Consider the following 14,383-nt stretch of genomic DNA (forward strand, 5'->3'; position numbering starts at 1 on the left):
ACCGCATGCTGCCCGGCAAACCGTACCCGCTAGGTGCGCACTGGGACGGGCTTGGCATCAACTTTGCTGTGTTCTCTGCCAATGCCGCCCGCATCGACCTGTGCCTGTTCTCTGCCAATGGCCGCAAGGAACTGACGCGGATCACGCTGCCGGAATGCACCGACGAGGTCTGGCACGGCTACCTGCCGCACGCGGCGATCGGCACGGTCTACGGCTATCGCACGTTCGGCGCCTACGAGCCAGCAAACGGGCACCGTTTCAATCCCCACAAGCTGCTGCTCGATCCCTATGCGCGGCAGTTAAGCGGCCCTGTGCGCTGGTCCGATGCCTTGTTCGGCTACCGGCTGCAAAGCCCCCGCGCCGACCTCACCCCGGACCGCCGCGACAGCGCGTCCGCCATGCCCAAGGCGGTGGTGGTGGACGCCAGCTTCCATTGGGGCGACGACCGCGCGCCCGCGGTGCCGTGGGAGCAGACCGTGATCTATGAGGTGCATCCGCGCGGCCTGTCGATGCTGCGCGCGGATCTGCTGCCCCATACGCGCGGCACCTTTGCCGCGCTGTGCGACCCGCGTTTCACCGACCACCTCCACAAGCTCGGCGTGACCACCGTGGAGCTGCTGCCGGTGCACGCCTTCCTGCAGGACCGCTTCCTGCTGGTGCACGACCTGCGCAATTACTGGGGCTACAGCACGCTGTCGTACTTCGCGCCGGAGCCCGCGTATTTCAGCAACGGCCAGGTCAACGAGTTCAAGGTGGCGGTGCGCCGCCTGCACGCGGCGGGCATCGAGGTCATCCTCGACGTGGTCTACAACCATACCTGCGAGGGCAATGAACTTGGCCCGACGGTCTCCTGGCGCGGGCTGGACAACGCCAGCTACTATCGGCTCATACCCGGTGGCGAGCGCCACTACATCAACGACACGGGCTGCGGCAACACCCTCAACCTGTCGCATCCGCGCGTGCTGCAGATGGTGATGGACTCGCTGCGCTATTGGGTGGAGTGCTTCCACGTCGACGGTTTCCGCTTCGACCTCGGCAGCACGCTGGGGCGCGAAGGCACCGGGTTCGACCCCGGTGCGGGCTTCTTCGACGCCATCCTGCAGGACCCGGTGCTGTCGCGCGTCAAGCTGATCTCCGAGCCGTGGGACCTTGGCCCCGGCGGCTACCAGGTGGGCAACCATCCGCCCGGATTTGCCGAGTGGAACGACAAGTTCCGCGACACCGCGCGGCGCTATTGGCGCGGCGACGACGGCCAGCGCGCCGACCTTGCCGCCCGCCTGTCTGGCTCGGCCGACCTGTTCGACCGCCGCCACCGCAAGCCCTGGGCCTCGGTCAACTTCATCACCGCGCACGACGGCTTCACGCTGGCCGACCTGGTCAGCTACAGCAGCAAGCACAACGAGGCCAATTGCGAGGACAACCGCGACGGCACCGACGACAACGCCAGCGCCAACTGGAGCCCGGACGGCAGCGTGGAAGGCCCGACCGACGATCCCGCCATCCTGCAAACGCGCGGCCGGGTGGCGCGCGCGCTGATGTCCACGCTGCTGCTCTCGCACGGCACGCCGATGATCACCGCCGGCGACGAATGGGGCCGCAGCCAGGGCGGCAACAACAATGCCTATTGCCAGGACAGCGAGCTTTCGTGGCTGAACTGGGAGGACGCCGACAGCCCCGGCGGCCGCGCCATGACCGCCTTTGTCAGCCGCCTGCTGGCGCTGCGCCGGCGCCTCTACGCCTTCGCCGAAACGCGCTTTGCCCACGGCCGCCGCGAAATCGAGCCGGGCCTTGCCAACATTGCCTGGTTCGATACCGATGGCCAGCCGCTCAGCCCGGAGCAATGGTCCAACCCGGACGGCCGCACCCTGGCCCTGCGGCGCGGCGCCACCGGGCCGGATGGCAAGGTCCAGATCACCCTGCTGCTGCTCAACGCCAGCGGCGAGGACGCCGCCTTCGAGTTGCCCGAGCCGGCGCAATACTGGCGGCGGCTGCTCGACACCAGCCGGCCCGAGGCGGCCGAGGCCAATGTCAACACACCGGCGGTCACCGTGCCGGCGCATTCGGTGGCGCTGCTGCTGGCTGTGCCGGACGACGACTCGAATGCAGATTCGGCATGGAGCTGACCATCAACCCATCGCAGGCCCTTGAAGGAGGCCGCATCATGAACGCCTTGCCATCGCAGCTGGCGCCGCCGCCACTGCAGTCATTCGGTCCCAGCCGGCTCGAGGACGCTCGCATGCGTTTTCGCCTGTGGGCGCCGGACGCGGCTGCCAATGGCCAGCCGATCCGGCTGGAGATCGCTGGCTTGGGCGCGCTGCCGATGTCCGCCGTGGCGCCCGGCCCGGGCGAGCGCGAAGGCTGGTTCGAGGCCGTGGCGCCGTGTTGCCCGTCGGCGCGCTACTGGTTCCGGCTTGATGACGGCACCACCGTGCCCGATCCCGCCTCGCGCGCCCAGGCCAACGATGCCGGCGGCGCCAGCCTGGTGTGCGATCCGCGCGCCTATACGTGGTGCCATCCCTACTGGCAAGGCCGTCCCTGGCACGAGGCTGTGATCTATGAAATGCACGTGGGCCTGTGCGGCGGATACGCCGGCGCCACGCGGCAATTGCCGCGCCTGGCCGCGTTCGGCTTCACGGCGGTGGAGCTGATGCCGCTGGCGGAGTTTCCCGGCGGGCGCAACTGGGGCTACGACGGCGTGCTGCCGTTCGCCCCGGAATGCAGCTACGGCACGCCGATTGAGCTGCGTGCGCTGGTGGACTGCGCGCACGGGCTCGGCATGATGGTGCTGCTCGACGTGGTCTACAACCACTTCGGGCCGGAAGGCAATTTCCTGCACCAGTACGCCAGCGCATTCTTCCGCGACGACGTGCGCACGCCGTGGGGCGCGGCCATCGATTTCCGCCAGCCCGAGGTGCGCCGCTTCTTTACCGAGAACGCGCTCTACTGGCTGGAGGACTTCCGCTTCGACGGGCTGCGCCTGGACGCCGTGCACGCCATCGTGGACGAAGGCTGGCTGCGTGAACTGGCCGCCGAGGTCCGCACGCGCCACCCCGAGCGCCACATCCACCTGGTGCTGGAAAACGACGACAACGAGGCCGCGCTGCTCAGCGCGGGTTTCGACGCGCAATGGAACGACGATGGCCACCATGCCTTGCACGTGTTGCTGACGGGCGAGCACGATGGCTACTACGGCGACTATGCGCGGCCCGCCGGTGATGGCGATGCCAGCGCGGCTGCGCCCGCGTCCGCCGCGTTAGGGCATCTCGCGCGCGTGCTGGCCGAAGGCTTTGCCTACCAGGGCGAGATCTCGCCCACGCGCAGCGTGCCCGGCAGCGAGCCGGTGCGGCGTGGCCAGCCCAGCGCCGCGCTGGCCCCCACCGCCTTCGTGCTGTTCCTGCAGAACCATGACCAGACAGGCAATCGCGCATTCGGCGAGCGCCTGGCCACGCTGGCCAGCCCCGACGCGCTGCGCGCGGCGGTCCTGCTGCAACTGCTGTGCCCGCAGGTGCCGCTGGTGTTCATGGGCGAAGAATACGGCGCGCAAACCCCGTTCCTGTATTTCACCAGCCACCCGCCCGAGCTGGCCGAGGCCGTGCGCGCCGGGCGCCAGCGCGAGTTCAGCATGATGGCTGCCTTGCGCGACCCTGCGCGCGCCGCGCAGACCCCCGACCCCAATGACCCCGCCACCTTCGAGGCATCGCGTCCCCCGCTCGAGGGCGACAACGCATGGAGCCAGTACTACCGCGCGCTGCTGGCCATCCGCCGCAGCGAGCTGGTGCCGCGCCTGGCCGGCAGCGCCAGCGCGGGCGTGCGCATCGTGGGCGAAGCGGCGCTGGCCGCCAGCTGGCGGCTGGGCGATGGCGCGCTGCTGACGATCTGGATCAACTTTGCCAGCGCGCCGGCGCCAAGCGTGTCGCCGGGCCATCCGCCCGTCGTACCCGGCAGGCTGCTGGCGCAGAGCCGTGAAGGCGCCATGCAGGCGCTGGCCAACGGCGCGTTGCCCGCCGCCACCGCCATCGCCTGCCTGGATGAGCCTGCCCACCCGTAACGAGGCCCCCATGGATCCCACCGCCTCCCCCCGCGCCCCCGCCCCTGCGCTCCCGCGTGACGGCGCCATGCTGGCGCTGCACACGCTGGCCGACCGCGCCGGCCTGATGGTCCACTGGGAAGACGCCCAGAGCCGGCCGCGCGAGGTCGAGCCCGATGTCCTGCGTGCCCTGCTCGGCAGGTTCGGCCTGCGCAGCGCGACCGTTGGCCAGTGCGAAGCGGCGCGTGCGCATCTTGCGGCCGAAGATGCCGCGCAAGCCCTGCCGCCGCTGATCACAGCGGACCAGGGCCTGGCGGTCGCGATCCCATGGGCGCACACCGTCCCGCAGCAAGCCTACCGGCTCGAACTGGAGGACGGCAGTGTGGTCACAGGCACGGCGCGGCGCGATGACGACGGCGCGCTGCGCGTGCCGGGCATCGCCGCCAGCGGCTACCACAGGCTGATGCTCGGCGACACCGAAATCACACTGGCCGTGGCGCCACCGCGCTGCTTCGGCGTCGCTGATGCGCGGCTCGCGCGACAGCCGGGTGCTGGCGCAGGCCCCGCTGAGCGCCAGCGGCCCTGGGGCCTGTCGGTGCAGCTGTACTCGCTGCGCCGCGGCGCCCCCACCGGCCTGGGCGACCTCACCGCGCTGGCGCAGTGCTGCGAGGCGGCCGCGCGCGAAGGCGCCGATGCGCTCGCCATCAATCCGCTGCACGCGGGCTTTGCCGCCATGCCCCAGCGCTACAGCCCGTATGCGCCCTCCAGCCGGCTCTTCCTCAATCCGCTCTATGCCGATCCCGCCGCCGCCTTCGGCCAGCGCGCCGTCGAGCAAGCCACGGCGGCGCTCAGCCTGCGCGCCACCTGGCAGGCATTGGAGGCACGCTCCGAGATCGACTGGATCGCGCTGGCCCATGCGCGCAATGCCGTGCTGCAGTGGCTGTGGCAACGGCGCGCCGCGCTGCTGCCCGCCCATGCTGCGCAGGCGTTTGCGGCCTTTCGCCGTCGCCAGGGCGACGCCCTGGAGGCGCATGCCCGCTTCGAAGCGCTGCAGGCCTCCCATATGGCGGCGGCCGGCAGCCCGCAGGAAGCGGCCGCCGCCGCGGACTGGCGGCAATGGCCCGTGACCCAGCACTCGCCGCATGCGGCCTCGGTGGAAGCCTTTGCCAGCGCGCATGCCGAGGCGGTCAGCTACCACGCCTTCGTGCAGTGGCTGGCGGCGCACGGGCTGGCCGCAGCGCAACGCGCCGCGCACGATGGTGGCATGGCCATCGGCCTGATTGCCGACCTGGCCGTGGGCACCGATGCCGGCGGCAGCCACGCATGGGCACGCCAGGACGAAATCCTGCCGGGCGTGTGCGCCGGCGCGCCGCCGGACCTGTACAACCCGCTTGGCCAGGGCTGGGGGGTTTCCGTGTTCTCGCCGCGCGCGCTGCGCCGTAAAGGCTTTGGCGCCTTTATCGAGATGCTGCGCGCCAACCTCGGCCACGTGGGCGGCCTGCGCATCGACCACGCGCTCGGCCTGGCGCGCATGTGGCTGGTGCCCGATGGCGCGCCGCCCACCGCGGGCGCCTACCTGCGCTTCCCGTTCGACGACCTGCTGCGGCTGATCGCGCTGGAATCCTGGCGGCACCGCGCCGTCATCATCGGCGAGAACCTCGGCACCGTGCCGGCGAGCTTCAACGCCAGCCTGGCCGCGCGCGGCATGCTCGGCATCGACGTGCTGTGGTTCGAGCGCGAGGCCGAGCCGGCCGAGGCCGGCGAGGTACCGGCTTTCCTGCCGCCGCAGTCATGGGCTGCCGAAGCCGTGGCCACCACCACGACGCATGACCTCCCCACCGTGGCGGGCTGGTGGGCCGGCCGCGACATCATCTGGCGCGCGCGCCTGGACCAGCTCGGCGCCGACGAGACCGAATCCGAGGCACTGGCCGCGCGTGCCCGCGACCGCTCGGCGCTATGGCAGGCGCTGGCCGCCGGCGGGCTGGTCCAAGGACCCGAAGCGGGCCCCGACCACCCGCCGCTGGATGCCATCCTGGCCTGGCTTGGCCGCGTCGGCACGCCGTTGCGGCTGGTGCCGATAGAAGACCTGCTGGGCGTGCGCGAGCAGCCCAACCTGCCTGGCACGGTGACGGGCCACCCTAACTGGCAGCGCCGGCTGGATACCGATGTGCGCATGCTGTTTGCCGATCCCCTCGTACGCCGGCGCATTGCCGCGTTGCGCAGCACCGAGGCCGCCAAAAGCCAAAAGCCTGACAAACCATAGATAAAGAGAGACACCGAATGCCTCAACCCTGCCTGCCGCCGCGCGCTACGGCGCGCCTGCAACTGCATGCCGGTTTTACCTTCGAGGATGCCGCCGCCCAGGCCGACTACTACGCAGCGCTCGGCGTCAGCCATCTGTACCTTTCGCCGATTTTCAGCGCGCGCCCGGGCTCGACCCACGGCTATGACGTCACCGATTTCCGCGCCATCAACCCCGAGCTAGGCGGCGAGACCGGCTTCTACCGTTTTGCCGAATGCGCCCGCGAGCACGGCCTGGGGCTGGTGCTGGATATCGTGCCCAACCACATGGCGGCCAGCCCCAATCACAACCCCTGGTGGCGCGACGTGCTGGCGCACGGGGCGCAGAGCGCCTATGCCCATCATTTCGACATTGACTGGCATTCTCCCGATCCGGACCTGCACGGCCGGGTGCTGCTGCCCATCCTGGGCAAGCCGTACTGGGAGGCGCTGTGCGCGGGCGAGGTGACGCTGCGCTTCGATGCCGGCGCGGGCGCCGCGCTGCTGTGCTACGGCGAGCATGAGCTGCCCCTGGCGGACGATACGATCGACCCGGCTACCGCCCCCGGCCTGCCCGCCTTGCTGGACGGGCGCGACGCGGCGGGCCGTGCGCGCCTGCATGAACTGCTGGAGCAACAGCATTACCGCCTGGCTTGGTGGGCAACGGCGGCCGACGAGCTGAACTGGCGCCGTTTCTTTGAAATCAGCGAGTTGGTGGGCATGCGCGTGGAACAGGTGCCGGTGTTCGAGGCGGTGCACGGGCTGGTGTTCCAGTTGTTCCGCGGTGGCTGGATCGACGGCGTGCGGGTGGACCACGTGGACGGCCTGGCCGACCCTGCCGCCTATTGCCAGCGGCTGCGCGCCCACCTGACCGCGCTGGCGCCCGAGCGCCCGCCGGCGCGTGCCATCGAGTGCCCGTGGCTGGTGATCGAAAAGATCCTTGCCGAGCCGGAGGCATTGCGCGCGGACTGGCTGGTGGATGGCACCACCGGCTACGATTTCATGAACGAGGTCGCCGCCGTGCTGCACGACGGCGCGGGTGCGGACGCGCTCACCGCGCTGTGGCAGGCCATGAGCGGCGAGACGCGTACCTTCGCTGCGCAGGTGGCGGCCGCCCGCGGCCATATGCTCGGCCATCACCTGGTCACCGAGTTCGAGACCGCCAGCCGCCGCCTGCACGCCTGCGCGCGCAGCGAGCCCGCCACGCGCGACCTCACGCTGGCCAGCCTGCGCCGGGCACTGGCAGCGCTGCTGGCGCCGCTGCAGGTCTATCGCACCTACTTCAGCGAGCGGGTACGCGCCCGCGAGGACAAGGCTGCCTTGCAGCAGGCCGCCGACGCCGCGCGCGCGACGCTGGCTGCCACCGACCTGCCGGCGCTGGAGCACCTGCAGTCCTGGTTGGGCGACCCGGCCGGCGACAGCACGGTATTGCGCGAGGCGCGCACGCGGCTGCAGCAACTCATGCCGCCGCTGGCCGCCAAGGCCGGCGAGGACACCGTGTTCTATCGCTACGGCCGCCTGCTGTCCCGCAACGAAGTGGGCAGCAACCCGGCCACGCTGGCGCTGGCGCCCGAGGACTTCCACGCACGCATGGCGCAACGCGCGCAGGCCTGGCCCAATGCCATGCTGGCCACCGCCACCCATGACCACAAGCGCGGCGAGGATGCACGCATGCGCCTGGCCGTGCTGAGCGAGTTGCCAGGTGAGTGGGCGGAAGCGGTCGGTCTGTGGGAATCGCAGAGCCAGCCTTTGCTGGCACGCCTTCCCGGTTGCACCGATGGCCCCGATGGCGCGCACCGCCTGATGCTCTACCAAACCCTCGTCGGCGCCTGGCCAGCCGCGTTGTCTCCGGACAATACCGAGGGCGTGGCCGCGTTGCTGGCGCGCGTGCAGGCCTGGCAACTGAAATCGATCCGGGAAGCCAAGCAGCACGGCAGCTGGACCAGCCCGAACGCGGCATACGAGCAAGGCTGCGCCGCATTTCTAGACGCCCTTGGCGCCGATGCATCCGAGGGCAACGTGCTCGGCCAGATCGCCCGCTTTGCCCGCCGCAACGCCGTGCCGGGCGCCATCAACAGCCTTACGCAGGCGCTGGTGCAGCTGACGGCCCCGGGCGTGCCCGACCGCTACCAGGGCACCGAGGACTGGGATCTGAGCCTAGTCGATCCCGACAACCGCCGGCCGGTGGATTTCGAGACCTTGCGCACCCGGCTAAGCAACGCCGCGGGCTGGCCGGAATGGATGGCCAACTGGCACGACGGCCGCATCAAGCTTCAACTCATCCGGAGCGTGCTGGCAGCGCGGCGCGCCCATGCAGGCCTGTTTGCCGCTGGCGACTATCGCCCCGTGCCGCTGGCCGGCCCGCTTGCCGCGCATGCGCTGGCCTTCGGGCGCCGCCGTGGACAGGTGCAGGCGCTGGTGGTCGGCACCCGGCTGGCCGCGCGGCTGGCCGAGGCCGACCGGCCCATGCTGGCGCCCGCGAAATGGCGCGACACCACGCTGCAGGTGGGATTTTGCCAGGACAGCCGCTGGGTGGACGTGCTGACCAGCCGCCCGCTGGATGCGCGCGAAGGCCGCCTGCCGTTGGCTGAGGTACTGGAAATGCTGCCGGTGGCCCTGCTGCTGCGCACGCCGTGATCGGCGTGCGAGCGCCCCAGGCCATGCCTGGCCTATCCCCTCCGAAGAGGGGCAGCACCATGACGGGGAACTGCGCAGACTTGTATGCAAAGTCAGGCAGGGCTTTGCCCGCCTCGCAGCGTGGCAAGCCGCGCGTAGTTTTTCCTTTGCATTGCTACCAGCGAGAAAGCATGGCGCCTGCATCGATCCCCCTCTACGACCCTCTCCGGCGATGAAGGAAAAACAAGAATCCTGCCCGCTTTGCGGCACCCAGGCCGCAGCCCGCGCCCGCCTAGGCAGCTACGGGCAATGGGTGCGGTATGACTGCGACAACCCCCAGTGCGGCCCGGTCGAGATCAGCACCAAGGCCCGCCGCAGCCTGCGCGAGCCCGCCCGGCAGGCCGAGTTCCAAGCCCTGGCCCGCTCCAGCCGCGAGCACGGCAAGGTGCCTCGCGTCGGTTTTGACGGGCCGCGCGGCGAGTTCTACGTCGACTTCGACTAAGCCGGCCTCGCCCTAGGCCTCCTAGGCAGGGAGCCGCCGGCGCGTGGCCTCCCGCGCGCATCCCATCCCCGCTGCGCACCGTACATGTAGGCATCAGGACCGCCAGCGAAACCCGCGCTTTGTGATCGGCGAGCCATTCCGGCAGCCGGGCCAGGCGTTTGTGCGGTGGGACTTCCACTTCACCTTGCAGGGCAGGCCCTGTCAGGTGCACGGTAGCTCGCATTTTCGTTTTGACGAGGATGGGCGCATGACGCTGCATCGCGCCTACCGGGACCCCGCGCAGGCGCTATGGCCTGCCCTGGCTCGAGCCGCTGGTAGCCTGGCTGCGCCGTTGCTTCGCCACGCCGCTTTCCTAGCCCCGCTAATGCGGGTTCGGGCTGGTGTTGCGCGTGATCCCCCGTTACATTCCAAGCAGGTTGTGACCTGCACACCCATGTTCCGGGGAACATCCCGGCGGCAAGGGCGGTCACTATCGCGTGCCGCGCCCAACCGAGGCGAGCCCGGCCCGACAAGGAATGCCTAATGAACCTCACCGTCCACGACCTCCTGGCCCTGGCCTGCGCCAGTATCCTCACCGTGACCGTGGTCGCCATCCACTACGAAGCCCTGCGACTGCTCTCGGGCATGAATCCGCGCCGCTGGACCGGACGCGTCAACGTTGGCGTGCTGATCGTCTGCATCATCCTGGCGCATGGCCTGGAGTCCGTGGTGTTTGCGGTGGGCTACTGGGTGGCGGGAAATGTGCTGGGCCTAGGCGGCCTGACCAGTGCCCATCCAATCACACCGATCGTCTATCTCTACTTTTCGCTTGAAACCTTCACCACGCAAAGCCTGGGCGACATCGTGCCGATCGGCGCCACGCGCCTGCTCGCCAGCATCGAGCCGCTGGTGGGCCTGATCCTGATCGGCTGGTCGACGTCCTTTACCTACATCATCATGCGCCGCGACTGGCCAGCCGGCACTTCCAGGCAAGCGGCGCAAGCGGATCTGTAGGCACCGGCCGCATGGCCTGGCCCCTGGCTAGAGGATCGGCGCAAACAGCGTGGCCACGTGCATTGCCACGCGGCGCAGCCTCGGCGCGCCGGTGTATTCGCTGCGCTCGATCAGGCAGGCCTGCGCGAAGTCCGCCTCCAGCATGCGCGTCACGCTGGCGGCAAAATCGCGGTCCGCGGTCATCACCATCAGCTCGAAATTGAGCCGGAACGAGCGGTTGTCGAGATTCGCGCTGCCAACCGCCGCGGCTTCGTCGTCGATCAGGATGACCTTCTGGTGCAGGAAGCCCGGCTGGTAGCGATAGAGCTTCACACCCGCGCAGACCGCCTGGTAGGCATATAGCGTGGAGGCGGCGAATACCACGAGATGGTCGGGGCGCGCCGGCAGCAGGATGCGTACGTCCACCCCGCGCAGCACCGCCAGCCGGAGCACGGCGAACACGGCCTCGTCCGGCACGAAGTACGGGCTGGTGATCCACACCCGCCAGCGCGCCGCCTGGATCGCCTCGACGAAGAACAGCGAGCAGGTCTCCTGCGCGTCGGCGGGGCCGGACGGTACCACCTGGCAGGTCATGCCCCCGGCGGGTGCGGCCGGCGGGGGTAGCAGCCTCGGCACCTCCCGCGTGGCCCAGAACCAGTCTTCGGCAAACACCATCTGCAAGTCCAGCACGGCGCTGCCGCGGATCTCGATATGCGTGTCGCGCCAGGGCGCCAGCGGCGGCTTTTGCCCGAGGTACTCGTTGCCGACGTTGTGACCGCCCGTAAACGCGCACTCCCCATCCACCACCACCAGCTTGCGGTGGTTGCGGAAGTTGAGCTGAAAGCGATTGACAAAGCCGCGCCGCGTGGCGAAGGCGCGCGCCTCCACCCCGGCGGCCATCAGCACCTTGACGTATTGGCCCGGCAACGCGTGCGAGCCGATGCTGTCGTAGAGGAAATACACCTTCACGCCCGCGGCAGCGCGTTCGCACAGCAGGCTCTGCAGGCGCCGCCCAAGCGCATCGTCGTGGACGATGAAGAACTGCACGATCACCACCTGCCGCGCGGCGCCGATCGCGGCAAAGATGGCCTCGAACGTCGCCTCGCCGTTGACCAGCAGCCGCACCGCGTTGTTGGCCAGGCACGGCATGCCGGTCAGCCGGGGCAAGGCACGCAGGCAAGGCTGGGAGGGCGAGTGCACCACGCTGGCGTCGCGCGCCTCGCGCTCGTGCGGCTCCATCTCGTGCGTGACCTCGCGCAACCGGTCGTTGTTGAAGCGGCGGGCGTTCACGTAGCCGGCAAAACTGCTGCTGCCCAGGATCATGTACGGGATCAGCGTGAAGTACGGCATCATCACCAGCGAGCCGGCCCACGCAATGGCGCCCGGCGCGGTGCGCACCGTCATGACCGCGTGCAAGGCCGCGATGACGCCAAGCAGATGGAACACCAGCACGATCGCCGCGACGAGGGAGGGGCTGAGCATGATCGTTAGATTTCGCCTTGGCGGCGCCGGATCACAATGGCTAGCATTCTGGCATAGCCGCGGCCCGCGGGCCGGCAGAATTTCCCGGCAGGCGTTAAGCTTTCACGTTTTCATGGCTTCACGCCCTGCTGAATTACTGCGTTACTGCTTTACCGCCCGCCACATCAAGGAAGACCGCAATGTCAGAGTTCAAGATGGAATACCGGCGCCTGGGCGCCAGCAACCTCAAGGTATCGGCCCTGTGCCTCGGCACCATGATGTTCGCCGACCAGACCGACGTAGCCGAGGCCGGCCGCATCGTCGACAGCGCCCGCGCGCATGGCGTCAACTTCATCGACACCGCGGACGTGTACAGCAAGGGCGGCTCCGAGCGCATGGTGGGCAAGCTGCTCGCCACCGACCGCCATGACTGGATCCTGGCCAGCAAGCTCGGCAACCCGATGCAGGGCGCGCCCAACCATTCGCACTACTCGCGCGTATGGATCCTGCGCGAAGCCGAGGAAAGCCTGCGCCGCCTTGGCACCGACTACCTCGACATCCTCTACCTGCACCGCGACTACCCCGGCGAAAACCTGGAAGAGCCCGTGCGCGCCATGGGCGACCTGATCCGGGCCGGCAAGATCCGCTACTGGGCCTTGTCCAACTTCCGCGGCTGGCGCATCGCCGAGGTCGCGCGCCTGTGCGACCAGCTCGGCGTGCCGCGCCCGGTGGTTTGCCAGCCGTACTACAACCTGCTCAACCGCATGCCCGAGGTGGAAATCCTGCCGGCCTGCCAGCACTTCGGCCTTGGGGTGGTGCCCTACAGCCCGATCGCACGCGGCGTGCTCACCGGCAAGTACCTGCCCGGCCAGCAGCCCCCGCAAGACTCACGCGCGGGCCGCGCCGACCGCCGCATGATGGAAACCGAATTCCGCGAGGAATCGCTGGTGATTGCCCAGGCGCTGAAGGAGCACGCTGATGCGCGCGGCCTCAAGCTGGGTCAGTTCGCTACCGCCTGGGTACTGGCCAACCCGATTGTCAGCTCGGTGATTGCCGGGCCGCGCACGCTGACACAATTCGAGGATTACTTTGGCGCCGTTGGCGTGGCCATCTCCGCAGAGGAGGAGGCACTGGTCGACCAGTTAGTGCGCCCCGGACATGCCTCCACGCATGGCTACAACGATCCGAACTATCCGCTGACAGGCCGCCCGGTTTCGGCAGGCTGATCGCGTTGCTCACCAGGGTGGCCAGCCAGCCGGCTACCCGATCCAAATCCGGTGCTCCTGGCAACCTGCACGAACGGTTGCCGGGCTGCCCGCCCTGGCCAACACCTCGCGCCGATACGTTCCTTGCCGAGGTGCAGGCAAAGAACATTCCGCGCGTGCCCGGGGCCGGGGTGTTCCTGACGCGAACGCTGGATGGCACGCCGCCGGTGATGCTGTGGCATGTCAAGCGCAACCACGCCTTGCAACAGAAGATCATTGCCGTGAGCATCGTGACGGAGACGGTGCCATGGATCAAGGATGCCGAGCGCCCGACGATAACGAAACTGATGCCGGATTTCTGGCGCGCCAACGCCCGCTACGGCTTTATGGAGCGGCCCGATATTCCCAAGCTGCTGCTACAGCCACAGGTGCAGCCCTGCGGGCTGGACCTGAGCACCATCGCCTACTACATGGGCCTGGAGACGATCGTGCTGCGCGAGAGCGACAGCCGGATGCCGCAATGGCAAGGCAAGCTGTTCGCCTTGATGGTCAAGAACGGCATGCACGTTACCGATCTTCTCCGGCTGCCCAGCGATCAGGTGGTGGAGATTGGCCGCCGCGTTTCGATCTGACGATCAGGCGATCAAGCCACCCTGCCGGCCAACTCATGACAATACGCGGTCTCCTTCGCGACCAACCGCTGCTCGAGCCCGGCCCAGACAGTGCTTGCTTGTACCTTGGGCTGCTGCACGGTGCCATCACCTTGCCGCGCTTGCCGCTGCGCGCGCAGCCGTGCTGAAAAAGCCCCCGTCCACCGGCGCTGGCGAAGCGTCACCCGGGATCCTGCTCAAATTTTAGGCAGCCCGATACATAACCGCCACTATTGGGCAAGCGCGGCGTGTCAGGTCCGGTTATCCACACAAGCTGTGGATAACACGATCCGGCAATCGTGGACAAAATGTGTACGTGCACCGTAACAATCGACCGTGGCCCGGTGCGATATCGGTCGCCTTGTTGATTGGCCCCCCGCCTGCTTTGGGAATCATCTGCCCGCCCTTGCAGATTGCTCCGAGTGATATCCCTCACGCCGCGGACTATCCTGCCCTAGTCGCCTTGCGGGCAGGCCGGTAGCCGCCCGGCCCGTGCACATTGACAACCCGGCTGGCCGGGCCGCGATGCGCGCGCTGGCGCGCGAACCGCTCTAATACCAGTTGGACAATTCCTGTCAACTACCCCGGCCTAAAGGCCGGAGCTTGCAAAGGCAACTGAACAAGCTCGGGTTGACCAGGCAAAGCGGTAACCAACCCGCTACGTTGCGAA

Annotated in this window: 9 protein-coding genes; 8 read left to right on the forward strand and 1 reads right to left on the reverse strand. The window is 68.8% G+C overall.

The genetic code is table 11. The annotated features are described in order from the left end of the window. Nucleotides 1-5: 5 nt before the first annotated feature. The 6 genes from glgX (at nucleotide 6) to ACYP5B_RS14055 (ending at nucleotide 10,418) form a co-directional block, all read left to right on the forward strand. Nucleotides 6-2,123: a glycogen debranching protein GlgX gene (glgX, locus tag ACYP5B_RS14030; RefSeq protein WP_400101245.1), complete on the forward strand. Its 2,118-nt coding sequence runs from the start codon at nucleotides 6-8 to the stop codon at nucleotides 2,121-2,123. A 38-nt stretch (nucleotides 2,124-2,161) separates the two neighbouring features. Next, nucleotides 2,162-4,048, forward strand: a complete 1,887-nt coding sequence (gene treZ, locus ACYP5B_RS14035) for a malto-oligosyltrehalose trehalohydrolase (RefSeq protein ID WP_459570118.1) — start codon at nucleotides 2,162-2,164, stop codon at nucleotides 4,046-4,048. A gap of 10 nt (nucleotides 4,049-4,058) precedes the next feature. Beyond that, nucleotides 4,059-6,290: a 4-alpha-glucanotransferase gene (gene malQ / locus ACYP5B_RS14040; RefSeq protein ID WP_400101236.1), complete on the forward strand. Its 2,232-nt coding sequence runs from the start codon at nucleotides 4,059-4,061 to the stop codon at nucleotides 6,288-6,290. Nucleotides 6,291-6,307: 17 nt separating this feature from the next. Next, on the forward strand, nucleotides 6,308-8,944 hold the full coding sequence (gene treY, locus ACYP5B_RS14045) for a malto-oligosyltrehalose synthase (RefSeq protein ID WP_400101234.1): 2,637 nt from the start codon (nucleotides 6,308-6,310) through the stop codon (nucleotides 8,942-8,944). A gap of 211 nt (nucleotides 8,945-9,155) precedes the next feature. Next, the gene (locus ACYP5B_RS14050) at nucleotides 9,156-9,425 is read left to right on the forward strand and encodes a hypothetical protein (RefSeq protein ID WP_459570114.1); all 270 of its coding nucleotides are present in this window, start codon (nucleotides 9,156-9,158) and stop codon (nucleotides 9,423-9,425) included. A 522-nt stretch (nucleotides 9,426-9,947) separates the two neighbouring features. Next, nucleotides 9,948-10,418 (forward strand): ion channel, encoded by a 471-nt coding sequence (locus ACYP5B_RS14055; protein ID WP_400101230.1) that lies wholly within the window; start codon nucleotides 9,948-9,950, stop codon nucleotides 10,416-10,418. Nucleotides 10,419-10,445: 27 nt separating this feature from the next. Here the strand turns inward: ACYP5B_RS14055 and cls are convergent, their stop codons facing one another. Continuing rightward, complete coding sequence (gene cls / locus ACYP5B_RS14060) at nucleotides 10,446-11,879, reverse strand: cardiolipin synthase (RefSeq protein ID WP_459570115.1); 1,434 nt, start codon at nucleotides 11,877-11,879, stop codon at nucleotides 10,446-10,448. Between the two features lie 179 nt (nucleotides 11,880-12,058). Here cls and ACYP5B_RS14065 point away from each other — a divergent pair, with 179 nt between their 5' ends. Both ACYP5B_RS14065 and ACYP5B_RS14070 read left to right on the forward strand, forming a co-directional pair. Next, on the forward strand, nucleotides 12,059-13,084 hold the full coding sequence (locus ACYP5B_RS14065) for an aldo/keto reductase (protein WP_459570116.1): 1,026 nt from the start codon (nucleotides 12,059-12,061) through the stop codon (nucleotides 13,082-13,084). Nucleotides 13,085-13,089: 5 nt separating this feature from the next. After that, the gene (locus ACYP5B_RS14070) at nucleotides 13,090-13,695 is read left to right on the forward strand and encodes a KUP/HAK/KT family potassium transporter (protein ID WP_459570117.1); all 606 of its coding nucleotides are present in this window, start codon (nucleotides 13,090-13,092) and stop codon (nucleotides 13,693-13,695) included. Nucleotides 13,696-14,383: the final 688 nt, after the last annotated feature.

Source organism: Cupriavidus sp. 8B, from assembly GCF_054589115.1.